Annotated in this window: 22 protein-coding genes and 1 pseudogene; 19 read left to right on the top strand and 4 right to left on the bottom strand. The window is 64.8% G+C overall.

Annotated elements, in window-relative coordinates:
- Window positions 1-83 precede the first annotated feature (83 nt).
- The gene (locus ACT2FV_RS14450; RefSeq protein WP_059599633.1) at window positions 84-1415 is read left to right on the top strand and encodes an MFS transporter; all 1332 of its coding nucleotides are present in this window, start codon (window positions 84-86) and stop codon (window positions 1413-1415) included.
- 24 nt (window positions 1416-1439) lie between these two features.
- Here the strand turns inward: ACT2FV_RS14450 and ACT2FV_RS14445 are convergent, their stop codons facing one another.
- Both ACT2FV_RS14445 and ACT2FV_RS14440 read right to left on the bottom strand, forming a co-directional pair.
- Entirely contained in the window at window positions 1440-2246 is an 807-nt protein-coding gene (locus ACT2FV_RS14445; RefSeq protein WP_059599632.1) for an IclR family transcriptional regulator, read from the bottom strand.
- Between the two features lie 87 nt (window positions 2247-2333).
- Window positions 2334-3272 carry a LysR family transcriptional regulator gene (locus tag ACT2FV_RS14440; protein WP_124901899.1) on the bottom strand — a complete coding sequence of 313 codons (939 nt, stop codon included), beginning with the start codon at window positions 3270-3272 and terminating at the stop codon, window positions 2334-2336.
- Window positions 3273-3526: 254 nt separating this feature from the next.
- Here ACT2FV_RS14440 and ACT2FV_RS14435 point away from each other — a divergent pair, with 254 nt between their 5' ends.
- From ACT2FV_RS14435 to ACT2FV_RS14370, 14 genes are all read left to right on the top strand, one after another.
- Window positions 3527-4852: a cation:dicarboxylate symporter family transporter gene (locus ACT2FV_RS14435; protein WP_444504157.1), complete on the top strand. Its 1326-nt coding sequence runs from the start codon at window positions 3527-3529 to the stop codon at window positions 4850-4852.
- Between the two features lie 23 nt (window positions 4853-4875).
- Window positions 4876-5436: a carboxymuconolactone decarboxylase family protein gene (locus ACT2FV_RS14430; protein ID WP_059599628.1), complete on the top strand. Its 561-nt coding sequence runs from the start codon at window positions 4876-4878 to the stop codon at window positions 5434-5436.
- 11 nt (window positions 5437-5447) lie between these two features.
- Complete coding sequence (locus ACT2FV_RS14425; RefSeq protein WP_059599627.1) at window positions 5448-6275, top strand: SDR family NAD(P)-dependent oxidoreductase; 828 nt, start codon at window positions 5448-5450, stop codon at window positions 6273-6275.
- Window positions 6275-7111, top strand: a complete 837-nt coding sequence (locus ACT2FV_RS14420) for an amidohydrolase family protein (RefSeq protein ID WP_444504156.1) — start codon at window positions 6275-6277, stop codon at window positions 7109-7111. The genes ACT2FV_RS14425 and ACT2FV_RS14420 overlap by 1 nt, the downstream gene beginning before the upstream one ends.
- 79 nt (window positions 7112-7190) lie before the next feature.
- Window positions 7191-7976: a substrate-binding domain-containing protein gene (locus tag ACT2FV_RS14415; protein ID WP_151047754.1), complete on the top strand. Its 786-nt coding sequence runs from the start codon at window positions 7191-7193 to the stop codon at window positions 7974-7976.
- Window positions 7977-8008: 32 nt separating this feature from the next.
- Window positions 8009-8899, top strand: a complete 891-nt coding sequence (locus ACT2FV_RS14410; RefSeq protein ID WP_124901905.1) for an alpha/beta fold hydrolase — start codon at window positions 8009-8011, stop codon at window positions 8897-8899.
- A gap of 62 nt (window positions 8900-8961) precedes the next feature.
- Window positions 8962-9852, top strand: coding sequence for an alpha/beta fold hydrolase (locus ACT2FV_RS14405; RefSeq protein ID WP_444504155.1), 891 nt, complete (start codon window positions 8962-8964; stop codon window positions 9850-9852).
- Between the two features lie 684 nt (window positions 9853-10536).
- Complete coding sequence (locus tag ACT2FV_RS14400; protein ID WP_151047758.1) at window positions 10537-11676, top strand: porin; 1140 nt, start codon at window positions 10537-10539, stop codon at window positions 11674-11676.
- A gap of 155 nt (window positions 11677-11831) precedes the next feature.
- Window positions 11832-13778: a glycoside hydrolase family 3 protein gene (locus ACT2FV_RS14395; protein WP_444504154.1), complete on the top strand. Its 1947-nt coding sequence runs from the start codon at window positions 11832-11834 to the stop codon at window positions 13776-13778.
- 86 nt (window positions 13779-13864) lie between these two features.
- Window positions 13865-14965 (top strand): alpha/beta hydrolase, encoded by a 1101-nt coding sequence (locus tag ACT2FV_RS14390; protein WP_444504153.1) that lies wholly within the window; start codon window positions 13865-13867, stop codon window positions 14963-14965.
- Window positions 14966-15015: 50 nt separating this feature from the next.
- Window positions 15016-15438, top strand: coding sequence for a cupin domain-containing protein (locus tag ACT2FV_RS14385; RefSeq protein WP_444504152.1), 423 nt, complete (start codon window positions 15016-15018; stop codon window positions 15436-15438).
- A gap of 139 nt (window positions 15439-15577) precedes the next feature.
- The gene (locus ACT2FV_RS14380) at window positions 15578-16258 is read left to right on the top strand and encodes a hypothetical protein (RefSeq protein ID WP_444504151.1); all 681 of its coding nucleotides are present in this window, start codon (window positions 15578-15580) and stop codon (window positions 16256-16258) included.
- A 196-nt stretch (window positions 16259-16454) separates the two neighbouring features.
- Window positions 16455-17414: an amidohydrolase family protein gene (locus ACT2FV_RS14375; RefSeq protein ID WP_260436511.1), complete on the top strand. Its 960-nt coding sequence runs from the start codon at window positions 16455-16457 to the stop codon at window positions 17412-17414.
- Window positions 17415-17418: 4 nt separating this feature from the next.
- A complete protein-coding gene (locus ACT2FV_RS14370; protein WP_444504150.1) occupies window positions 17419-18750 on the top strand; it encodes an MFS transporter in 1332 nt (443 codons plus the stop codon).
- A 94-nt stretch (window positions 18751-18844) separates the two neighbouring features.
- On the opposite strand, the gene ACT2FV_RS14365 is transcribed toward ACT2FV_RS14370, so the two are convergent.
- The gene (locus ACT2FV_RS14365; RefSeq protein ID WP_444504149.1) at window positions 18845-18976 is read right to left on the bottom strand and encodes a hypothetical protein; all 132 of its coding nucleotides are present in this window, start codon (window positions 18974-18976) and stop codon (window positions 18845-18847) included.
- A gap of 124 nt (window positions 18977-19100) precedes the next feature.
- Here ACT2FV_RS14365 and ACT2FV_RS14360 point away from each other — a divergent pair.
- Window positions 19101-19472: pseudogene (locus ACT2FV_RS14360) on the top strand (fucose-binding lectin II); the annotation flags it as partial.
- 471 nt (window positions 19473-19943) lie between these two features.
- On the opposite strand, the gene ACT2FV_RS14355 reads toward ACT2FV_RS14360, so the two are convergent.
- Window positions 19944-21335, bottom strand: coding sequence for an aminotransferase-like domain-containing protein (locus ACT2FV_RS14355; protein WP_444504148.1), 1392 nt, complete (start codon window positions 21333-21335; stop codon window positions 19944-19946).
- Window positions 21336-21716: 381 nt separating this feature from the next.
- Here ACT2FV_RS14355 and ACT2FV_RS14350 point away from each other — a divergent pair, with 381 nt between their 5' ends.
- From ACT2FV_RS14350 to ACT2FV_RS14340, 3 genes are read left to right on the top strand one after another with little or no spacing between them, the layout of a single operon-like run.
- Entirely contained in the window at window positions 21717-22199 is a 483-nt protein-coding gene (locus tag ACT2FV_RS14350) for an MSMEG_0572/Sll0783 family nitrogen starvation response protein (RefSeq protein ID WP_059599615.1), read from the top strand.
- 19 nt (window positions 22200-22218) lie between these two features.
- The gene (locus tag ACT2FV_RS14345; RefSeq protein ID WP_444504147.1) at window positions 22219-23241 is read left to right on the top strand and encodes a Nit6803 family nitrilase; all 1023 of its coding nucleotides are present in this window, start codon (window positions 22219-22221) and stop codon (window positions 23239-23241) included.
- Window positions 23234-24304 carry an MSMEG_0568 family radical SAM protein gene (locus ACT2FV_RS14340; protein ID WP_444504282.1) on the top strand — a complete coding sequence of 357 codons (1071 nt, stop codon included), beginning with the start codon at window positions 23234-23236 and terminating at the stop codon, window positions 24302-24304. The genes ACT2FV_RS14345 and ACT2FV_RS14340 overlap by 8 nt, the downstream gene beginning before the upstream one ends.
- Window position 24305: the final 1 nt, after the last annotated feature.

Raw genomic sequence — 24305 nt, 5'->3', positions numbered from 1 at the left:
GCCAGCCGCCGATAATCAACTTCACCGCGACCGGACAAAACCCGATTTGGTGTCGCGGCGCGTTCAACAAGACTGGAGACAAGATGCAACCCGCCATTGCAACGGAATCGCTCGAGCGAAGCGGCGCTGACCGGCCGGCACTCGACGCGGTTTATGCCAAGGTGACGAAACGGCTGCTGCCGTTCCTCTTCATCTGTTACGTATTCGCTTACATCGATCGCGCCAATATCGGCTTCGCGCATCTGCAGTTCTCGCGCGACATTGGTCTGACTGAAGCGTCATTCGGCCTCGGTGTCGGGCTGTTCTACGTCGGCTACATGATTTTCGAGGTGCCGAGCAATTTGTGGCTCGCACGTGTCGGTGTGCGCAAGACGCTGATGCGGATCATGGCGCTCTGGGGGCTCGTGTCCGCGGGCACCGCGTTCGTGCAGACGCCGACCCAGTTCTACATCGCGCGGGTGCTGCTCGGCGCGGCGGAGGCGGGCTTTTTTCCCGGCGTCATCCTGTACTTCACGTACTGGTTCCCATCGGCGCGGCGAGCCCGCGTGACCGCATTGTTCATGACGGCGATCTGCGTATCGGGCATCGTCAGCGGGCCGGTATCCGGTTTCATCCTGAACAACCTGTCGGGTGTGCTTCACCTGAAGGGATGGCAGTGGCTGTTCGTGATCGAAGGGTTACCGTCGGTCGTGGCCGGCCTGTTCGCGTACGTCTATCTGACCGATCGCCCGGAGCACGCGAAATGGCTGAGCGCGGATGAGAAGGCGCTGCTGCTGCGCGAACTCGAACACGACGCGGCGCTGAAGGCATCGCACGCGCACGGCTCGATCTGGGATGCGCTGAAGGAGCCGAAGTTCTACTTACTGGCGTTCGCGTATTTCAGCGTGCCCTGGGCGAGCATCGTCGTGCATGTGTGGGCGCCGAGCGTGATTCGCAAGAGCGGCATCACGAACTTCTGGTACATCGGGCTGCTGTCGGCGATTCCTTATGTGTTCGGTGCGGTCGCGATGTATCTGCTCGGCCGGCACTCCGACCGCAAGCTGGAACGGCGCTGGCATTTCATGGGCAGTGCCGCGCTGGCCGCGCTCGGCGTCGCGCTGCTGCCGGCCGCCGCGTCGCAGCCGGCCGCACTCATCGTGCTGCTCACCATCGCGACGGCCGGCTATCTCGGGATGCTGTCGCTGTTCTGGACGATTCCGCCCGCGTATCTGTCGAGCACCGTGGCCGCGAGCGGGATTGGCCTGATCAGCAGTCTGGGCCAGTTCGGCGGCATTGCGGCACCGTCGGTGATCGGCTACACGTCGACCCAATTCGGCAGCAGCGCGATCGGCCTCTACACGGTCGCGATCGTGTCGGTGCTCGGCGGGCTCGCCGTCGTGCTCGGCATCCCGGCGCGCGCGATTCGCGAACGCTGATGCAGGGGGGAGCCGATCGTCGCGTCAGCTGTCGAGGCGCAGCGTCGCGGCGACGATGTCGTCGCGCAATGCCAGCAATGCCGCCGACAGGCGGGCGGCGACGGCTGACGGGGCATCGAGCGTGCGCACGCTGAAGTTGAGCGCGAGCGTGCGGTGGCCCGCAATCTCGAGCGGCGTCGCGAGCGCGACGACTTCCGGCTGCCAGCTCGCGACGCAGAATCCTTGCGCGCGCACCGCTGCGACGGCGTCGTCGATCTCGGCACGGATGCGCGGCCACGATGCGCGATGCGGTTCGAGTTCGGCGAGTTGACGCGCGTAATCGGCGCCCGGCAGCGACGCAAGAAACGCGCGGCCGAGCGACGTCAGCGCCATCGGCACGCGCTGGCCGCTGACGACGGTGCGAAGCGACGCACGCGGGCTGTAGCGGATCGATTCGAGGTAGACCATGTCGTCGCGGTCGGGGCCGGCGATGCCGACGTTGATGTGCAGCGCCTGGGCCGTCTCGCGCAGCCGCGGCGCGGCCGCCTGCAGCACCGTCGAACCGCTCCTGAGCGCATGCGCGAGGCCGAGCACCGGCAATCCGAGCCGGTAGCCGCGATGCACGGGATCGTGTTCGAGATAGCCGGCTTCGACGAGCGTGCGGGCGAGCCGGGTGACGGTGGCCTTCGGCAGGCCCGTGAGTTCGACGAGGTCGCCGTTGCCGAGCAGCGTCGCGCCGGAGCCGAACGCGCGCAGCACGTCGAGCCCGCGTTCGAGCGAGCGGTTCGAGACCGTCGACGACGGGCCGCGTTCGGTTGCGTCTGACGAGTGCGACGGGCGGGATTCACGCATGGTGCAGTGGCTCGCGAGGGTGGGGAGATGGGACAGCGTCGAATGCGTCGCCGCGCCGGCCGCGCACACATGGCCGGCACGCGGGGTTCAGGAGTCCGATGCGAGCCATACGACCTGATCGCTCCAGGTCTGCTCGCGCGTAAAGCGGAACAGCGTGTCCTTGAGCATGCGGATCCATGCGTCGACCAGACGCGACGGGCGGTTTTCGCGCAACGTGGTGATCGATACGGTCGAGCGGATTGCGGGCCGTTCAATCGCAATGGCTTTCAGCTCGCCGCGCGCCAGTTCTTCCTGGATCGCAACGTAGGTAAGCAGCGAATAGCCGACGCCCGCGCGCACGAGCTGCTTGGTCAGCGCCACGCTGTCTATTTCGAACGCGACGCGCAGCCGCACGCCGTGCTGAACGGCGGCCTGGTCGATCAGTCGGCGGTTGCTGTGCGGCAGGCCGGGCAGGATCAGCGGCATGCTCGCGAGATCGCGAATGCTCAGCGCCTTTCGCACGGGTGCCGCGTCCGGCGGCGCGACGACGATCAACGGTTCGCTGAAAAGGGGAACGACATCGAACGCATCGAGGGGCGGCTGGTTGTAGACGACGGCGAGATCGACGCGCCGATCGAGCACCCATTCCTGCAGCGAATTGCTGAGCCCCTCGCGAACGTGCAGCGACACGCCGGGCCAGCGTGCATGAAAGTCGCGCACGAGATCGGTGCCGATCAGCCGGCCGATCGTCGGCGGCAGGCCGACCGCGAGATAGCCGCGTTCGGTGTCGGCGCTGGCACGCACCTGATCGGCCGTTTCGCTGACCATTCGTGTGATCATCTCCGCATGCTCGAGGAGCCGCGAACCCGCGGCCGTCAAGCGAACGCCGCGTCCGTAGCGGGTGAACAGCGCAACGCCGATTTCTTCCTCGAGCTTCGCGATCTGGCGGCTCAACGCGGGTTGCGCGATATACAGCTCCGCCGCCGCGCGGCTGAAGCTGCCGGCGCGTGCGACGTGAATGAAACTGCGCAGTTCTCGAATGTCCATTTCGGTGTTGAGCTATGCCGGCGTGGCATAGAAATACATGTTCATAAGGTCTTTGTCAAAGAAGACGCCAGATTCTATGCTGCGGTTAGATAGCAATTCAACCCAATAACGATTCCGGAGACGCCATGCATCCTCTTCCTCCCGCCCATCCCGTTCCTCATTCGCGGTCGCGTCGCAGCGCGCAGCCGCATCGTCGCTGACCGTTTCGTCGTTCGATCGAAGCGCCATCCGAACCGAAATATGAAGGAATACTGATGAAAAGCCTGAAAAAACTGCACGTCCAGGTGCTGATCGGCCTGGCCTGCGCGATCGTGCTGGGCCTGCTCGCGCCGAAGACCGCGATCGCGATGAAACCGTTCGGACAGGGGTTCATCGCGCTCCTGAAGATGATGCTTGCGCCCATCATTTTCTGCACGCTCGTCCAGGGCATGGCGCACGTCAAGGATCTCAGGATGTTGGGCCGGATGGGCGTGAAATCGCTCGTCTACTTCGAGGTGGTCAGCACGATCGCGATGGTGCTGGGCTTCGCGATGGTCAACCTGTTTCCGCCGGGCACGGGCCTGCACGCCGCCAACATCGCCGAGAGTGCCGAAGCGCTGAAGACGACGTCGAATGCCGGCGAGATCTCCGCGGTTGCGTATCTGCTCAGCCTCATTCCGCATACGCTTGTCGATGCGTTCGCGAAAGGCGACATCGTGCAGGTCCTGATCATCTCGATCCTGGCCGGGCTCGCGCTGAACGTATCGGTCGGCGCCGATTCGGTGGTGCTGCGCGGCATCGACGAAGCGCAGAAGGTGCTGTTCCGGATGCTCGCGTTCATCATGCACCTCGCGCCGCTCGGCGCGTTCGGCGCGATGGCGGCCGCCGTCGGCAGCTATGGCGGCGTGACGCTGCTGTACCTGTTCAAGGTCATCGTTCTGTACTACGCGACCTCCGCGATCTTCGTCTTCGGCGTGCTCGGCGCGATCAGCTGGTCGATCGGCCTGCCGTTCGCCGGGATCATGCGCCTGATTCGCGACGAGCTCCTGCTGACGCTCGGTACCGCGTCCAGCGAAGTGGTGTTTCCGCGCCTCGTCGAGAAGATGAAGCGCGCCGGCTGCGACGAAGTCGTGGTCGGGTTCGTGCTCCCGGCCGGCTACAGCTTCAATCTGGACGGCACCGCCATCTACATGGCGATCGCGATCGGCTTCATTGCACAGGCAACCGACACGCCGTTCTCGCTCTGGCAGCAGCTTGGCCTGCTCGCGATCCTGAGCCTGACGTCCAAGGGTGGCACGACCGTCGCCGGCGGCGCGTTCGTCAAGCTGGCGGCCACGCTTCAGTCGGTGCGTTCGTTGCCGCTCGCCGGGCTCGGCCTGCTGTTCGGCATCGACCGGGTCATGGCGACCGCGACCGCACTCGTGAACGTGGTCGGCAACACGATGGCGGTGTTCGCGATTGCCCGCTGGGAAGGGCTGTTCGATTCCGCCGCGTTCAACCGCGAAACCGGCCGCACGGCGCGACGCTCGATGCTGCGCGCGCGCGTCGTGCCTGCCGATGCACGAGCCGAACGGTCCGGCGCGCCCGCCGAAGCCAACTGAATTCTGTCGAGGTGATTTCATTCATGGAACGTATTGCCACGCTCGCCCCCGAGCACATGTCCGACGCGCAGCGCCAGGTGTACGACGCGATCGCCAGCGGGCCCCGCAAAGGCGTGCGCGGTCCGCTGGCCGTCTGGCTGCATCGCCCGAAGCTTGCAGGCTGCGCGCAGGCGCTCGGCCAGTACTGTCGCTATGACAGCAGCGTGTCGCCCCGGCTCTCCGAGCTGGTCATCCTGTCGATGGGGCGCCATTGGCTCGCCGAGTACGAATGGGCTGCGCACAAGCCGTTCGCGCTCGAGGCAGGCCTGACGATCGACGTGATCGACGCGATCCGCGACGGCGTCGAACCGCCGTTCGTCCGGCACGACGAGAAGCTCGTCCACGCCTTCGTCACGCAATTGCACGAACGCCACGAGATCGACGATGCGTTGTATGCGGCGCTCGTCGACACGCTCGGCGAAGGCGCGGTCGTCGATCTCGTCGGCATCGCCGGCTACTACACGCTGATCTCGATGACGATCAAGGTCTTCAACGTGCCGCCGCCAGCCGGCGTCGCCCCCGAACTCCCTGCAACACACGGTTGAACACACCCATCATGAACGACACATCCATCAACGAGGCAGGCACGGGCCGCCTGCAAGGCAAGGTAGCGATCGTCACCGGCGCGGGCTGCGTCGGTCCCGGCTGGGGCAACGGCCGCGCCGTGGCCGCGCTGTTTGCCGCCGCGGGCGCGAAGATCTTCGCGGTCGACATCAACATGGACGCGATGGCCGAAACGGTCCGCCGCGTCACCGAGCTCGGCGGGGAGATTACTGCGCACACGTGCGACGTCACGAACAGCGCCGCCGTCGCGGCCATGGTCGACGCGTGCCGCGAAACCTACGGGCGCGTGGACATTCTCGTGAACAACGTCGGCGGCTCGGCCGCGGGCGGCCCGGTCGCGTTGTCCGAGGAAGCGTGGGACAAGCAGGTCGCGTTCAATCTGAAGAGCGTCTACCTGACCTGCAAGCACGTGCTGCCGGTCATGGAGCAACAGGGCGCCGGTGCGATCGTCAACACGGCGTCGACCTCCGGCATCCGTTGGACCGGCTCCGCGCAGGTTGCCTACGCCGCCTGCAAGGCCGGCGTGATCCAGCTGTCGAAGGTGGTGGCCGTCGAATACGCGAAGAAGGGCATTCGCGTCAACACGGTCGTGCCCGGCCAACTGCATACGCCGATGGTCGAGGTGCGTCTGGCCGGTCAACGCTCCGGCGGCGATGTCGACAAGCTGCTCGAAAGCCGGCTCGCGCGCATTCCGCTCGGCTTCATGGGCGACGGTCGCGACACGGCGAACGCCGCGCTGTTCCTGGCCTCCGACGAAGCCCGCTTCATCACCGGGACGGAAATCGTCGTGGACGGCGGCATGACCGCACGGTGCGACTGATGGTGCACGCTCGGCAGGATGGCCCGGTGGCGCCTGTGTGGGATTGCCACGCGCATATCTACGGGCCGTGGGAACGGTTTCCGGTGCCGGCCGACGCCGCGTACCTGCCCGAGGCGGCGCCGATGTCGCGCTTGCTCGCGCTGCACGAACGGCTCGGCGTCACGCATGGCGTGATCGTCCAGGCCGCGTGCTATCGGCACGATCACGCCGCATTGCTTGCCGCGATCGCCGCGACCGGCGGCGCCTATCGCGGCGTCGCGCTCGTCGACGACACGATGGACGACGGCACGTTGCGCGAGCTTCACGAAGGCGGCGTGCGCGGCATCCGGTTCAACTTCATGGGGCACCTGCCCGGCGAGCGTGACACGGACAAGCTGCTGCGCACCGCGGAGCGCGTTGCAGCGCTCGGCTGGCACGTGCTTCTGCACGGCCGGCTCGCCGAACTGCTGCCCGTGCTCGACACGTGGGCCGGGGTCGACATTCCGATGGTGATCGACCACATGGCGCGCCCGTCGTTGCAAGCGCCGTGGACCGACGACGAACGCGGCGCATTGATCGCGCATCTAGGCAATCCGTATCGCTGGATCAAGCTGTCCGGCGTGGATCGATTCGCGGGCGGCGACGCGCATGCGTGGCCGGATGCGCGGCCGCTCGCGCGCCGGCTGCTCGATGCCGCGCCCGACCGGTCGATCTGGGGATCGGACTGGCCGCATCCGAACATCGAAGGCGCGGCCCCGGACGACTCCGCACTGCTCGCGTTCGTTCGCGCCTTGTGCGGCGACGCGGCGCTTGCGGATGCCGTGCTGGCCGGCAATCCGCGGCGGCTCTACGGCTGAGCCGAAGCAGCCCGCGAATCGCCGCCCGGCGGACGAACAGAAAACACATTCGACTTACAGTGACCCTCAAGGAGGAGACATGAAGGAAAAATCGATCTGGCGGACTTGCGTGGCCGCCGCGGCATGGGTAACGCTGTGCGTGGCGTCGCCGGGCGCGCATGCCGAAGACATTCACGTACTGGCAACCGGCGCGCTGCACGGCGCGTTCGGGCAACTGGTGCCGATGTTTGAAAAATCGTCGGGACATCGTCTCGAGATTGCCTGGGGGCCGTCGTACGGCAAGTCGGCCGAGGCATTGCCGATGCGCTTGCGCAACGGCGAGAAGGTCGACATCTGCTTCATGATCAAGCCGGCGCTTGAGCAGGAAGTCGACGCGGGCCGATTCGACCGGGCCACGCTGTCGGACATCGCCGCCACCGGGATCGGCGTCGCGGTGCGCAAGGGACTCGCCGTGCCCGACATCAGTACGGACGACGCGCTGCGTCGCGCGTTGCTCTCCGCCAAATCGGTTGCCTTTTCCGAAGGAGCGAGCGGCACCTATATCGTCGGCACGCTCTTCAACCGGCTCGGCATCGCCGAGCAGATGAAATCGAAGAGCGTGCTGATTCGCGGCAAGGAACTGGTCGGCACCGCACTCGCGCGCGGCGACGCCGACCTGGGGCTGCAGCAGATCAGCGAACTGAAGGTGACGCCGGGCATCGACTTCGCGGGGCCGCTTCCTGCCGACGTGCAGAAGACCAGCGTGATCTCGTCGGCGATCGCCGCGAATGCGCAGGCCGCCGACGCGTCGCGCGCGTTCGCGGCTTTTCTGAAGACGGCGCCCGCCGTGGCCGTTCTGCAGAAAACCGGCCTCGATCCGCTTTGAGGCGACGGTCCGTATCGATTCACGAGGAGACAATGAAAGCAAACCAGATACTGACGCGGCTCGCGCTCGCCGCCGCACTGGCGACGTCGGTTGCCGCCTGCACCACGCCCGCCGCCGACGCGAACGCGGTTCAACGCACGCTCGTGTCGAAGGGCGACGTCCGGATCGAAACGCTCGCGCAAGGGCATGGCCCGGTGGTCGTGATCCTGCCGTCGCTCGCGCGCGGCGCGGAAGATTACGACGAGGTCGCGCGCATGCTCGCGCACGACGGATTCCGCGTATTGCGTCCGCAACCGCGAGGTATCGGCCGCAGCACGGGGCCGATGCGCGACCTCGACTTGCATGCATTCGCATCCGACGTCGCGCTCGTGCTCGATCATGAGCACACCGGGCCGGTCGTCGTCGTCGGGCATGCGTGGGGCAGCCAGCCCGCGCGCATGCTCGCGGTCGACCGCCCCGACCTCGTGCGCGGGCTCGTGATGGCCGCGGCCTCCGCGGGCAAGTTGCCGCCGGGATCGACAGAGAAGCCCTATGGACGCCTGCGCGAAGCGATCGACGGCGCCGGCGATCCCCGGGTGCCGGAACCGCAGCGGCTGACCTACCTGCGGCAGGCATTCTTCGCACCGGGACACGATCCGAGTGCGTGGCTGACCGGCTGGTATCCCGCGGTACACGCGGCACAGGCCCATGCACGCAACGTCACCCCGATCGATGCGTATTTCGGCGGCGGAACGGTGCCGATGCTCGATCTGCAGGCACAGTACGACGCCGTCGTCGTGCCTAACGTGTTCAAGCCGTGGCTGGGTGAGCGCGTGACCGTGCAGGTCGTCGCGGACGCCGGGCACGCGATGGCGCCCGAGCAGCCGCGCGCGATGAGCGATGCGATCGCGGGCTTTGCGCGCAAGGTCTACGGCACGCGCTGAGCTGTATTCGCACGGACAGCAAGGGGCGAATGCGTTCGTCAATCAACGAGGAGATTCAAATCATGAAGGTATCGAAGCGCGGCATCGTCGCCGCATGCGTGTTGTGGTGGGCGGCGTCCGCCTTTGCATCGTCCGGCGTGGCTGCGGTCGATCGGGAGATCGTCCGGCATGGCGACGTGCAGATCGAGGTGATGCGCCAGGGGCAAGGCCCGCTGATTGTGATCCTGCCGTCGCTCGGGCGCTCGGGTCGGGATTACGACGTGGTTGCCGCGCGGCTCGTGGCGGACGGCTTTCGCGTGCTGCGTCCGGAGCCGCGCGGCATCGGACAGAGCAAGGGGCCGATGGAAAACCTGTCGGTTCATGATTTCGCGGCGGACGTAGCGACCGTGATCGAGAACGAGCATCGCGGGCCGGCGATCGTCGTCGGCCATGCATGGGGGAACTTCCCGGCGCGCATGCTGGCCGTCGATCGGCCCGATCTCGTTCGCGGGGTCGTGCTCGCGGCCGCGTCCGCGGGCAAGGTGCCGCCCGGTTCGACGGAAAAGCCGATCAGCGCGGAGATTCGGCAGGCGATCGACGGCGCCGGGGACCTTTCGCTGCCGGAAGCCAAGCGGATCGAATACCTGAAGAAGGCATTCTTCGCACCAGGCAACGATCCGCGGGTCTGGCTCGACGGCTGGCATGCCGCCACGCACGACGCCGAATCGCATGCGCGCGAGACGACGCCGGTCGATGCGTATTTCGCGGCCGGCACCGTGCCGATTCTCGACCTGCAAGCCGAGCACGACGCCGTTGCGCCGCGCCGGTTCTCCAACGTGTTGAAGTCGATGCTCGGCGATCGCGTGACGATCGTGAGGATTCCGGATGCCGGCCACGCGCTTGCACCCGAACAGCCGGCCGCAATGGCTGACGCCATCGCAGCCTTTGCGCGGAAGATCAACGCCGCGCAGTGATGATCATGCATGGCGGCTCCATCGGGCCGCCGTGCATGATCGAGGGGAGTGCGCCGTGCTCCCCCGCAAGCTTTCCACCTGACGTGTGCGGACCTGTCCGTATGCGCATCCCGATACGACTTCGCGTGTCATGTCACGCTGTCCACCCTCCTCAATTTCGATTGTTTGCCGCGACAGGGGCGAGAAAATTGGTGCGTCGTGTCGTCACGTTGCGCGATGCCGGACCTTGGGCGGCACTGCGGAGAACCGTCAGGTATCCATATCGAATGTCGTGTGTCGCCATTGATCTCGTGTGTCGAACGCGCAAGCGACGGCGATGTGCGAATGACGCCGATTAATTTACGCAACTACATAATAGTCAACGCCCTTGTTTCAAGGAATGAAACTGCGCCATTGCGAGAAATAAGGGATCGTTTATCGTTCTGACTCGAGCTGCGGTTGTCAGCAAATACGGTTCGAGTTCGACATGGGTATCGTCCGCAGACGATAGATATTCTGCGCGCCGGCATTTCGGTGGATTGCGGTGCGGAGCGCACGTTCCGGAAACCGATGTCGCACCATGAACGGGCACGCGGTCGGCGAGCAGGGGCGAGCGACGTTTCGGCGGAGTTCGATGCCTGCGCCGGCGACTGCGCGACACCGGCCTGATCGCATGGTGATCGGATTCGATGGGGCGCAGATGGCATGTCCCTTGCGCTCGCAGATGCAGTGACATGGCCGATCAGGATCGACGCACGGACCTCAAAGGTCTGCTGGCGACATCAGATCAATAAGTACAACGATACGAATTTCTGGGGATGGTCGATGAGAAGTCGAAGGATCGAGTTAATCGGAATGCTGATGATTTCAGGAGCTGCCGCCGCACAATCCAGTGCGACACTCTTCGGCGTAGCAGACGCGTCGGTCAGGCGCATTGGCAACGGGGCGGATGCCGCCTATTCGATCGGAAGCGGGGGACTTGCCGCGAGCCGGCTCGGCTTTCGGGCGGACGAGGATATCGGAGGAGGAACGAAGGTACGCGCCTGGCTGGAGGGCACGGTGAACTTCAATGACGGCACGGGCAATCCGTCCCGCTACTGGAACCGGCGTTCGACGTTGAGCGTGATCGACCGCTACGGCGAACTGCGGATGGGCCACGATCTGACGCCGAGCTATACGTCGTTTGGGGAGTTCGACACGTTTGGCGTCAGCGGTCTGGCCGACCAGGGGAAATTCTATTCGACGGCGTTCGGCAGTGGCATCGAGGCGACCGGGCTTTGGGCTCGTGCCGACAACATGATCGCGTATTACACGCCGCCCCGTCTCGGCGGATTTTACGCGCAGGCTGCCTATGCGCTGGGTGGAGGCGAGCGGGCGAAGCGGTATGCGGGCGGCCGCGTCGGCTATGCGAACGACACCGTCAACGTCACGGCGGCATTCGGCGTATTCGACGGTCTGCAGGGGCCGCTCAAGCGCATCGGCTTTGCGGTCAGCTATGACCTCAAGTACCTGACATTACTGGGGTCGGCGGTGCGCAACCAGTATCTGGAAGCGTCCCGGCTGATAGCACAAGCCGGGGTGATCGTACCCGTCAATCCGTTTCTTTCCTTTCGCGCCAACTTCACGCGTGTGAGTGAATCCGGTGCATTGGGCAAGACCTCGATCGATGCAAATCACGCCACCCAGGTCGCTGTGGGCTACACGTACGCGCTTTCCAAGAGGACGAGCACGTATGGAACGGTTGTGCGACTGAGCAACAAGGGCGGCGATGCATTCGGCTTCGGCACGCAGCCGGTCGGGCGCCTGCTCGTCGGTGCGGAGCTCGGCGTCAGCCATCGCTTCTGAAGTTCGGCGATCGATTGTCAAGGCGGCGCATATCGTGCCGGAGCGACTGGCAGGTTGCAGTCCACTTCGGCGAATTTCTCCTTCAGTACCTTTCGAAAAAGGATGAAATCCAGGTGATTCGATCAAGATCCATCTCTGGTGTAGTCGGCGTACTGTTGCTCTCCATTCTGGCAGTGTCCGGATGCGGAACCTCGCGCCCGGAATCCTCGAAGCAGGTCAGACTCGCCGGCGGTGCAATTCCGCTGATCCACGCCGACGGATTGCTGTTCCGCGATCTGGACCGCAGCGGCGTGCTGGAGCCTTACAAGGATTGGCGCCGGCCCGCTGCAGTGCGGGCTGCCGATCTCGTTTCAAGAATGACGCTCGAGGAAAAGGCCGGCGCGATGATGCACGCGAATCCACCGGCGAAAGAGGCGGCGGGCGTGCCGGGAGCCGGCTCGGCATGGGACATGGCTGCCGTCGGCCGCCTCGTGCTCGACCGGCACGTGACGTTTTTTCTGAACCGGCTCAAAGCCGACCCGGCGAGCCTGGCGAATCAGCAAAACGCGCTGCAGGCGATTGCAGAGCAGGGGCGCCTCGGGATTCCCGTCACGGTCAGCAGCGATCCGCGCAGCCAGTTCTCGTATGCACAGGGTGTAAGCGTCGCCGCCGGCGCCTTCACGAAATGGCCGGATCCCGCCGGAATGGCGGCGACGGGCGATCCGGAACTGGTCCGTCGGTTCGCCGACAGCGTGCGCCGGGAATACCTGGCAGTCGGTATCCGGATGGCGTTGTCGCCGCAAGCCGATCTGGCCGTCAATCCGCGCTGGCATCGCAGCAGCGGAACGTTTGGAAGCGATCCGACGGCCTCCGCTCGATTCGTTCGCGCTTATGTCGCCGGCATGCAGGACGGCGAATCCGGGATTCACCGGAGCAGCGTCGTGTCGGTCGTCAAGCACTGGGTCGGCTATGGCGCGACGATGAACGACGGGGCGGACGCACATAACTACTACGGACGTCTGCTCGATATCGACGGGGCGAACATCGAGCGGCACATTATGCCGTTCACCGGCGCATTCGCCGCGCGAGTCGGCGCGGTGATGCCTTCGTACGGGATGCCTGCGGCGCCATTTCGCGTGCGCGGCAGCGCCGGACCGGTCGATCCGGTTGGCATGGGATTCAACCGAGCCATGCTGACCGATGTATTGCGCGGCCGCATGGGGTTCGACGGCGTCGTGCTGTCCGACTGGCAGATCACTGACGATTGCACGCGGGTATGCCGGAACGGCGCGAATCCCGGCGAGAAGCCACAGTTCTCCGACATCGCGATGCCGTGGGGTGTCGAAGCACTCGACAAGGCCGGGCGCTTCCTGAAGGCGATCGATGCAGGGGTCGACCAGTTCGGCGGCACGAGCGACCCGGAGATCGTCGTAGGTCTCGTCAGGAGCGGAAGACTCGACGTGTCGCGGGTCGATGCAGCGGTGCGGCGAATCATGACGCAGAAGTTCGAGCAGGGGCTCTTCGAGGATCCGTACGTCGATGCCGGCCGTGCCTCGTCGATCGTGGGAAATGCCGAATTCAGGCGGATCGCACTCGATGCGCAGCATCGCTCGCAGGTACTGCTGAAGAACGGCCGACATCTGCTGCCGGTGAGCCGGAGGATGACGAAGGTATTCGTGTACGGATTCGACGCGGAGGCAATGCGACGGCGCGGGTTCACGGTCGTGCAGCGTCCCGAGGAAGCGGATTTTGCCGTCGTCGGTATGGCGACGCCATTCGAGATGCTGCATCCGAACTTTTTCTTCGGTGCACGGTACCGCGAAGGCAGCACGCGTTTCAGGGCGGACGATCCGGCGTTCGCCGTGCTTGAGAAAACTGCCGCCGTCGTGCCGACCATCGCGTCGATATACATGGAGCGCCCGATCGACCTGTCCGGTATCGCGAACCGCGCGACAGCGATCGTCGCCAATTTCGGTGCGGCGCCCGACGCGATCGTCGATGTCCTGACCGGCGAGTCCGGTCCTGTCGCTCGCCTGCCGTACGACCTGGTATGGACCGATCGCCTTCACGAGCAAACGAACGAGCCGGTGTCGTATCGAATGGGTGAAGGTCTTAAGTACTAACCAATTTTGTATTGTTAGCGAGGAACGTATCGATGATATTCAGACATCTCAGAAGATGCCGGACGCTGGCCTGCCTGGCGACTGCCGTGGCGATCACGTCCGCCGCAGGCGGTATGGCGTCGGCGGCGGAGTTCGGCCCGCAGCAGTTCATCCCGACGAAAGTCACGCGGCATGCGTCGTTCTATGTCGGCGGGCGGTATGTCGAGAAGGACGGCAAGACGACGATGGACGGACAGATGTATGTCGAGGGCTGGGCGCCCGCACGCATCACGCATCGGTATCCGATCGTGTTTCTTCACGGCCTCGGCCAGACGGCAACGAACTGGATGAGCACGGCGGACGGGCGAAAAGGGTGGGCCGACTACTTTGTCGATCAGGGTTACGTGGTCTACATGGTCGATCAGCCCGATCGCGGCCGCTCGTCCTGGTCGACGGACGCCGATCGCCGGTTTCGGGTGACCGATGTCGCGATGGCGCAGCGCCTCTTTACGTCGCCGGAGCGCGACAAGGGGTGGCCGCAGGCGGAAAAGCACATGCAATGGCCCGATGCCGGGCGGCGTGGCGACCCGGTGTTCGATGCGTTCTATGCCGCACTCGTGCCGTCGCTTGCCGACAACGTGCAGAGTGAACTGCTCGTCAAAAATGCGGCGGCCGCGCTGCTCGACAAGATCGGACCCGCCATCCTGCTCGTCCATTCACAGGCGGGCCTGTTCGGCTGGTCGATTGCCGACGCCAGGCCGCAGCTTGTCAAGGGGATCGTATCGGTCGAGCCGTCGGGACCGCCGTTCCAGAACGCCACGCAAGCGAAACCCGAACTCGCGTGGGGGCTGACGAACATTCCCGTTCAGTACGACCCGCCCGTCACCGATCCGGCGCAGCTGACGATCGAACAGCAGGACACACCAGACGGAAGGGATCTGACGAAATGCTGGCTCCAGAAGGAGCCAGCCCGCAAGCTCGTGAATCTTCAGCATGTGCCGGTGCTGGTGTTGACCAGCGAGGCGTCCTATCACGCGCCCTATGACCACTGTACGGCGTCATTTCTCGAACAGGCCGGTGTGAAGACGACATTCGTGCGCCTCGACGCAATAGGCATTCACGGCAACGGGCACTTGATGATGCAGGAAAAAAACAACCTGGACGTCGCTGCCGTGATCCACTCGTGGATCGCGAAGACGATGCAATGATGCGTGCGCGCGTGCATTCGGGTAATGAAAGACCATTTGAGGAATCGATCATGCATCGTAAATTGGACAAGTTGCGTTGGCACCCTCTCGTCGGCGCGATACTGGCACTGGGCTGGAGCATCTCGCATGCGCAGGCGCTGCCCTCGCAGCGGGTCGGCGTCGACGGGAAGACGCTCGGGTCGATCCCGTTGAGCGCCGAGTTCCTGGCGGCGGCCGGCAGTCGCGAACTGCGAATGCGCGAAGTCACCATACAGCCCGGTGGCGTATTACCGATGCACAGCCATCGCGATCGGCCGTCCGTCTCGTATGTTCTGAGCGGGACCGTGACCGAGTATCTCGACGGCGCCCCGGCACCGCGGGAAGCGCTGGCAGGTCAGGCCTACACCACTTCCGGCCCGCGCGCGCACGCGCTGCGCAATACCGGCTCGGTTCCGGCGGTGTTTCTCGAGGTCGACCTGCCGGCCGCCAAATAGCTCGACGTTTGCCGAGACGGTCCGCATACGGCAGATCTGTGCGGACCTATTCATTCCGGTTATAGGTTTCTATCGATAAAAGGTTTTGGTCAATCCCGGGAAAAGTGTTCACAGTGACTGGCATAAACAGGAGACGAGCTTGCACGATGCCACGACGCTGCCGAGCGCCATGTTGATGGTCATGATGGAACCACCGTCCGATCTCGAGGACGAGTTCAACGACTGGTACGACACCGAGCATTTCCCCCAGCGCCGATCGCTGCCCGGATGCATCGCGGCTTCGCGATGGGTATGTGTGCACGGGTGGCCCCGCTGGATGGCGCTTTACGATCTGGCGAGCGTCGACGTGCTGCGAAGCGACGCGTATCGCTCGATGTCGGGCAGGCAATCGACGCCCTGGACACGCCGGATCCTGTCGCGCACGGTGGGCCGACGCCGCGTCGTGGCCACGGCGCTTGCCGGGACCACGGCGACCCAGCATGCCGGATGGGAAACTTCGCGGCTCGTCGTGATGGGCATTCCGGTCGAGACGCATGGCGACGCGCTGGATGTCGCCGGGGGGCTGCAACGCCAACTGGCCTCGTCGAACGAGGTGCTTCAGCTTCGCGGATTTTTCGAATCACGCGCTCAGCCGACGCGCGACGGCCCGCGTCAAAGCGCAGTACCGGCAGGCATCGCATGGTTCATTGTCGCGCTCGTCGCGCCCGTGGAGCACGCACTTCTCGACGCGACGCGCCGGGGCGCAGCCGGCCACTCCCTGACGGTATTCAATGTCTATGCGCCGTACCTGCGTGATGTCGGCCTGTCAGCCGACCCGTAAATGCAGATGGGGTTTGTGTCGGATCGGCGTGCCCGATCTGCAACCAGTTCGGCCTAGAAAACAGGATTCCGAACTGCCAGTAAAGACTTGATCGCACAGCTCGATCGCCTCGATCGCCTCGATCGGACACGCGCAATCTCGCGCCCGACTACGTGCGTATGAATGCCGGATTCGCACCACACGCGCGCGCCCAACGATGCGTTCTCCGGTGCGGTACCCATACCTTTCGCCTACCTTCAAGGAATCTGTCGACATGACCATGCCTTCTCCGAATTCCTCGGGGCATTCACTCAAGTTTTCTCCGCCGCCGCTGGCGGAACCGCGCCGCCCGGTCTTGCGCCTGCCGGCAAACAGCTGCGACGCGCATTGTCATGTGTTCGGGCCGTTCGACCGCTATCCGCTGCCCGACGACCGCAGTTTCGATCCGTCTGCGGCACCCGAAACTGCGTTGCGACGACTGCACGAGCGCATCGGCTTCTCGCGCGCCGTGATCGTACAGAGCCAGGGCCATGGGTTCGATCATCGGCCGATGCTCGACGCGTTGCGTGACGGAGCCGGGCGTTACAAGGGTGTCGCACTCGTTCGGCCGGGCGATTCCGATGAGCTCCTCGCGGAGTACGACGCGAATGGGGTGTGCGGTGCACGGTTCAACTTCCTTGCGCATCTCGGCGGCCGTCCGGATTTGAATGCAGTCGGGACGGTTGCCGCGCGCATCAGGCCGCTCGGCTGGCATCTGGCGATTCACGTGGCCGGGCAGGACATCATCGAGTTTTCGCCGTTCATCCGTTCGCTCGACATGCCGGTGGTCATCGATCACATGGCGCGTCTCGACATCGACGAAGGGGCGGACAGTCCGTCAGTGCGGGCGTTGTGTGCGTTGCTCGATACGGGAAACGTATGGGTCAAACTGTCGGGCGCAGACCGGATGTCGAAGGCCGGGGCGCCATTCGAGGACACGCTGCCTGTCGCGCGCCGCTTTGCCGAACACGCGCCCGAGCGCGTTCTGTGGGGCAGCGACTGGCCGCACGTCAACCTGAGCCATCCGATGCCGGACGACGGCGACCTGGTCGATCTGATCGCACGGATCGTGCCGGACGAGACGCGCCGCATGCAGATGCTGGTCGACAATCCCGCTCACTTCTTCGGATTCAGGTGAACCCATGGCATCGACGCTCTCTATTGCGCACGACCGGCCGGATGTGACGAAAGACGCCGCGCTTCAGCGCGCGTTGCGGAAGAACCTGATCCGTCTCGTCCCGCTGCTGGCGATCGGCTATTTCTTCAATTACATCGATCGCACCAACATCGGCTTTGCTGCGCTGACGATGAACCACGATCTCGGCCTGACCGGTAGCCAGTTCGGCATGGCCGCCGGTCTGTTTTTCGTCGGCTACTGCGTGCTCGAGGTGCCGAGCAATCTCGCACTCTATCGGTTCGGCGCGCGGCGCTGGCTGGCCCGCATCATGATCAGCTGGGGGCTGCTGTCGGCCGGCTGTGCGTTCATCCAGGGGCCGACCAGTTTCTACGTACTTCGCGTGCTGACCGGTGCGGCCGAAGCGGGCTTCTTTCCCGGCGTGCTGTTCTATCTGTCGTGCTGGTTTCCGAAAGCGTGGCGTGTGCGCGTGCTGGCGTGGTTTCTGGTCGCGATTCCATTGTCGTCGGTGGTGGGCGGCGTGCTGGCGGCGTTCGTCATGCAACTGGACGGGGCAGGGGGGCTCAAGGGCTGGCAATGGCTTTTCATCGTCGAAGGGTTGCCTGCGTGCCTGCTCGGCCTGCTGACCCTGTGGCTCCTGCGCGACCGACCGGAACAGGCCAACTGGCTGACGCGGGAGGAATCCGCGGCGCTCTCCGAAGTCCTGGCCCGGGAATCGGCCGAACTGCCGAAAAGGAACTTCGGCGCCGTGCTCCGCGACGCGAGGGTCTGGTTCATGGTCGGCATTCTCTTCTGCTATTGGATCGGCATCAACGGCATTGCGATCTGGTTGCCACTGATGCTCAAGGGGCACGGATTGTCGACGTTCTCGGTGGGCCTGCTGTCGGGAGTGCCGTATCTCGTCGCCGCGGTCGTCATGATCGTGTGGGCCAGGCTGATGGAGCGTCACGGCAGGCACCTGCTGCATCTCGCGCTGGCGTGCGTCGTCTCCGCCGCGGGGTTGATCTTCGCCGTCGTTTTTTCGTCGCTGCTGCCTGCGCTCGTCGGCATGGTGTTCGCGGTGATCGGGTTGAGCGCGGCGCGGCCGGCGTTCTACAGCCTGCCGTCGCGGTATCTGACCGGGATCGCGGCGGCGGGCGGCATGGCGTTCATCAACTCGATGGGCAGCCTCGGTGGCTACGTCGGCCCGTGGATGGTCGGCGTGCTCAAGGACACGACGCATTCGTATGCACCGGGAATGCTGGCGATGTCGGTGTCGCTCGCGCTCGCCGCGCTTTTGACGTGGGGTCTTGCGGTCTATACGCGACATGAATCGTCCGGAGAGACGAACGGCAACTGACGCATATTCGGATGAGGCCTGCGTGCGCAGGCCTCGATTCAGAAGCGAACGACTGAAGGCGCGAAGAATCGGCATTCGCGTCTTCGCCGGAACCTCAGCGTTCCATCGAAACGCTGGCTTTCTCGCGATCCCACAAGGTTTCGGGGAATTCGGCCGCCTGCAGACGCAGTTTGAACTTCTCGATCTTCTGGCTTGCATTGAGCGGTAGCGGCAGTGCGATGCACATCGATTCGTATGCGAGTATTTCTGCGATCGGCTGCACGGCCGGGCAGTCGTCGTCGGCGGGTAGCGGCACGCCGGGCAATCCGGGCGGCGAAGGCGGCGGCACCGGCACGGGTTCGGGCCCGGCCCCGGGCAACATCGGCGTCGGCGGCGAGCGCGACGGTGTCTTCAATCTGCCGCCGAACACCCGGTTCGGCGTTACCGCGCTCACCAATGCGGCGAACGACCAGACGATCGACATCTATATCGACGACAACCCGAAACCCGCCGCCACGTTCAAGGGCGCGGGCGTAGAGGATTAGAACCTCGGCACCAAGGTACTCGACTCCGGCAAGGGGCGCGTGCGCGTGATCGTGACAGTGAACGGCAAGCCGTCGCGGCTCGGCTCGCGGCAAGTCGATCTGTTCAAGAAGTCGTACTTCGGGATCGTCGGCTCGGAAGACGGCACCGACGACGACTACAACGACGGCATCGTGTTCCTGAACTGGCCGCGGGGCTAAGCGTTGGCCGCATTGGACGATCCGCGGGAACGGCCGAGTCACGCAGGCGCCGTTCACGCATCGAGCGTTCCGTATGGGCTTCGGCGGCTTGCGTTCCCAATCACCACGCCCATTGCCCCCAATTGGACGCCACCGTACGCCGTGGGAGGGGGCGTCCATACCATTTCCCTCAAGAGCTGTAGCCTCCACAAAACTCGGGGCGGCACACTCGAACCGGATTCGGTGATCTCCTGAACCATCTCAAGTCGATGCGCGAAAGTGCGTCGGGCATTCTTATGCGTGTCCATCCGGCTGGGTTCCTGGAAGGTTGAGTGTTTGACGACTTCCAGGAACCGAGACTCAGTTCGGATGAGCCATCGATACAACCTATTGAAGCTTCCCAGCTAGCGGGGACATGCGGCGCATTCGGGCGACACGTTGACCTGCGGCACGGCGTCCGGTTCGTGCGATCCATCCGCGACCCCGGCGCCGCTACATCGCCGCACTGTAAAGATGATGTGCGTCGGCCAGTGCGTCGGCGACGAGTTGCAAGCCGTCCCGACACCGCTCCCGATCCTGCGGCCCGCCAAGGCAGATGCGAATCGCCGCCGGCGGGTCGCCGTCCGTCGAAAATGCCGCGCTTGCCACGGCGGCGACGTTCCGACTCCGCAGATATTGCGCCAGGTCCGGCGCAGTCCACTGGCACTCGCGGGGAATCGGCAACCAGAGATGGAAACCGTCGGGATGCGCTTCGAAAGGCCATGCGCCGAGAACGCGGCTAGCGATCGCCTGCCGCGAATGCGCCTCGGATCGGATTGCGGCCAGCATCTCGCTTGCCGTGCCGTCATTGATCCACTGGGTAGACAGCAGCATCGTGAACGGGCTCGGCATCACGGTCGTGGCGCGCAATGCACCGGCGATACGCTGCGCTTCGCGCGCCGTCGGCGCCAGCAGGTAAGCGATTCGCAGCCCGGCGCCGAGGTTCTTCGACATGCCGGTGACGTAATAGGTCAGTTCGGGTGCCAACAACGCCAGGGGTGGCGGTGCGCTCTGCGGCAGCATCGCATAGGCGTCGTCCTCGATGATGGGCACGCTGTAGCGCATCGCGATATCGGCCAGCGCTTCGCGGCGCCTGAACGGTATCGTGAGCGTGCTCGGATTCTGCAGGGTCGGGTTGCAGTACAGCGCCGCGGGCTGTCCGCTTCTGCAGAGCGATTCGAATGCGTGCGGCAACGGACCGTCGTCGTCCCGAGGCAGCGGCTGCAATTGCACGCCCAGTTGCGATGCGATGGCCTTGATGCCGGGGTAAGCGAGTGAATCGAGGCAGATCGAGTCACCGCGGCGCGCAAGCCGGGAGACGAGCGCGACGAGGGCGCTGTGGATCCCCGGGCACACGAGCACGGTATCGCCGCTGCAGCCGGGCAGGCGATTGGCCAGCCATGCGCGGCCGGCGGCGCGATCCGCCGGTGTGCCGCCGAAGTCCTGGTATCGCATCAGTTGGTAAGGATCCGCTGCGGCGAATAATGCCGCTGCCGATTGTTGCAGCCGGCCGATCATCTCGGCCGGTTCAGGGGGCATGTTCATCGACATCTCGACGCTGCTGCCGCCCGACAGCGGGACCGTTTGCGTTGGGCCGCGCACAAACGTACCGCTTCCTGCCCGTGTATCGAGCAAGCCGCGTCGGCGGGCTTCCGCATAAGCACGGGCGACCGTCGTGTAGTTCAGGTTCAGCGCGCCGGCGAGATCGCGCAGCCCGGGCAGGCGGTCGCGCGGTTTCAGCCGGCCGGCCGCGAGGTCTTCCTCGATGAGGTCGGGGATCAGCAGATAGGCCGGTTTCCTGCTTTCCAACAAGCGCTTCGACCAATGATGGATTGCGTAATCCATACCCGTTTCCATTTGACGATTCATCAAAACGTTAGCATGGCGCATTAATCGGAAATATATATATCGCCACGTCGAAGCCGACTGATTGCATTGATCGCATCGTGTATCGGATTGATGCATCGATGCACGCTAGACGCGCACCGGTTCACGCGCGCTGCATCAGTCAGGTGCGCCGTTCGGCCCGGACAGGCCTGTTCCAGTTGGATCCGAATTGGGGCACGCAAGGATCGGACCGACTGCAGCGGCATTTTTCGATTGAATGATTGGAGAGTGATTGCATCGGGTCTGCGCCTGGTTGGCATATGCGTTGCGTTAATGAGCTCGCCCGGATTCGAAAGCGTCCGGGAACCTCACTCAACTCATTTTCAGACGGAGCGTGCCATGCCCGCAGTCAATCAGCCTCTGCACAAGAAGGGAGATTTCCTCGTCGACTACGAGGAAAAAGTATTCGAAGACGTGAAGGCGGAACCGGGCGAGAAGGCGCTCGTGACGTTCCACACGGTTGCGTTCGAGGGATCGATCGGCTTCGTGAACCTCCTGCAGGCGACGCGCCTGCAGCGCAAGGGGTTCGAGACGTCGGTGCTGCTCTACGGCCCCGGCGTGACGCTCGGCCTGCAACGCGGGTTTCCGACCCTGGGCGACGAGGCATTTCCCGGTCACCTGAACTTCAACAAGCAGCTCGTCAAGTTCATGGAAGAAGGCGGGAAAGTCTATGCGTGCCGCTTTGCGCTGCAGGCGCTTTACGGGCATGGCGAAGCGTCGCTGATCGAGGGCATTCGACCGATCAATCCGCTCGACGTGCTGGATATCCAGCTGCTTCACCGCAAGGAGAACGCGCTGATCATCCACACCTGGACCGTTTGACCGAATGACGGGTGCCATCATGTCCGACAAACGCATCATCCGGGCGGCAGCCGTCCAGATCGCACCCGATCTGGACCGCGCCGGCGGCACGCTCGACAAGGTCTGCGCGGCGATCGACGAGGCCGCCGGCAAGGGTGTCCAGCTGATCGTCTTTCCCGAAACATTCGTGCCGTACTACCCGTACTTCTCGTTCGTGCGGACGCCGGTCGCGTCCGGCGCCGATCACATGCGGCTCTACGAGCAGGCCGTGGCGGTGCCGGGCCCCGTGACGCATGCGGTTGCCGAGCGTGCGCGCCTGCACGGGATGGTGGTCGTGCTCGGCGTGAACGAGCGCGACCACGGCAGCCTGTACAACACGCAGCTGATCTTCGACGTCGACGGGCGCCTCGCGGTGAAGCGCCGCAAGATCACGCCGACGTTCCACGAGCGGATGATCTGGGGACAGGGGGACGCTGCCGGACTCAAGGTTGCGCAGACCGGTGTCGGACGGGTCGGTGCGCTCGCGTGCTGGGAGCACTACAACCCGCTCGCCCGTTATGCGTTGATGACGCAGCACGAGGAAATTCATTGCAGCCAGTTCCCCGGTTCGCTGGTCGGCCCGATCTTCGCGGAGCAGATCGAGGTCACGATCCGCCACCACGCGCTGGAGTCGGGGTGCTTTGTCGTCAATGCGACCGGTTGGCTGACGGACGCCCAGATCGAGTCGATCACGGGCGATCCTAATCTGCAGAAAGCCCTGCGCGGCGGATGCAATACCGCGATCGTGTCACCGGAGGGGCAGCATCTGGCCGAACCCTTGCGGGCCGGCGAAGGGATGGTGATCGCCGACCTGGACATGTCGCTGATCACCAAGCGCAAGCGAATGATGGATTCGGTCGGCCACTATGCGCGGCCGGAGCTGCTGAGTCTTGCCATCAACGATCGGCCGGCGACGACGGTGACCCCGATGGGGATCAGCGGGTCGGCCGCACGCGACTTCGAGGGACATTGCCATGAGCGCGAACGCGAAACCGTCGGTGCAGAGCCGGCAATTGATGACTGAATTGCAGTCGGTGGGGCTGCGCCTCGCGGATCCGAGGGTTGGCGCCGCGAGCCGGCGCGGCGGCGCCGGACCATCCGATCACAAGGCCGTGACGGTCGACGGCGTGACCATCATGGTGCCCGTGCACACGAGCACCGCGTGGGATTCGCCGTTCGTCGCGGCGGCGCCCGATGCGGCGGGTGTCAGCCTGCTCTCGCGCGGCACCATCCCGATCGCGAGCATCAGCTTTCCGTCGAGCCCGCGCTTCTACGCGTTGCAGACGCTGGAGGGCGTGCCGTACTCGCACATCGCGACGCTGCATGGTGCCGATGTGCTTGCGACCACGGTGTTGCAGACCTGCATTCGCTACGAAAGCCGGCGCAAGACCTGCCAGTTCTGCTCGATCGGCCAGTCGCTTGCGGCCGGCCGGACGATCGCACGCAAGACGCCCGAACAACTCGCCGAGGTTGCGCGCGCTGCGGTCCTGCTCGACGGCGTCAAGCACATGGTGCTGACGACCGGCACACCGCCGACGCCGGATCGCGGTGCGCGCGTGCTGTGCGAAAGCGCGTTCGCGATCAGGGCCGCGGTCGATCTTCCGATCCAGGCCCAATGCGAGCCGCCCGACGACGACGCCTGGTTCGACCGGATGAAGGCTAGCGGGATCGATACGCTGGGCATGCATCTGGAGGCCGTGACGCCGGCCGTGCGCGAACGAATCATGCCAGGCAAGGCGAGCGTGCCGCTGTCCCGGTATATGGTGGCATTCCGCGCGGCCGTCGCGGTGTTCGGCCGCGGACAGGTCAGCACTTACATCCTCGCCGGGCTCGGTGACAGCGCGACCGCGATTCTCGACATGTCGCGCGAACTGATCGTGTTGGGCGTGTATCCGTTCGTGGTGCCGTTCGTCCCGATCAGCGGCACGCCGCTGGAGAGTCATCCCGCGCCGTCGCCGGACTTCATGCGGGCGGTGCTCGAACCGCTCGGCGCCATGCTGCGCGACGCCGGCATGCGCTCCGCCGACATCAAGGCAGGCTGCGGAAAGTGCGGCGCCTGCTCGTCGCTTTCGACCTACGAGGGGTGAG

Origin of the sequence: Burkholderia sp. PR2, assembly GCF_052372875.1 — a bacterium.
Classification (GTDB): Bacteria; Pseudomonadota; Gammaproteobacteria; order Burkholderiales; family Burkholderiaceae; genus Burkholderia; species Burkholderia diffusa.
Note: the sequence above shows the minus strand (reverse complement) of the source record. Positions and strands in the feature narration are given on the sequence as shown.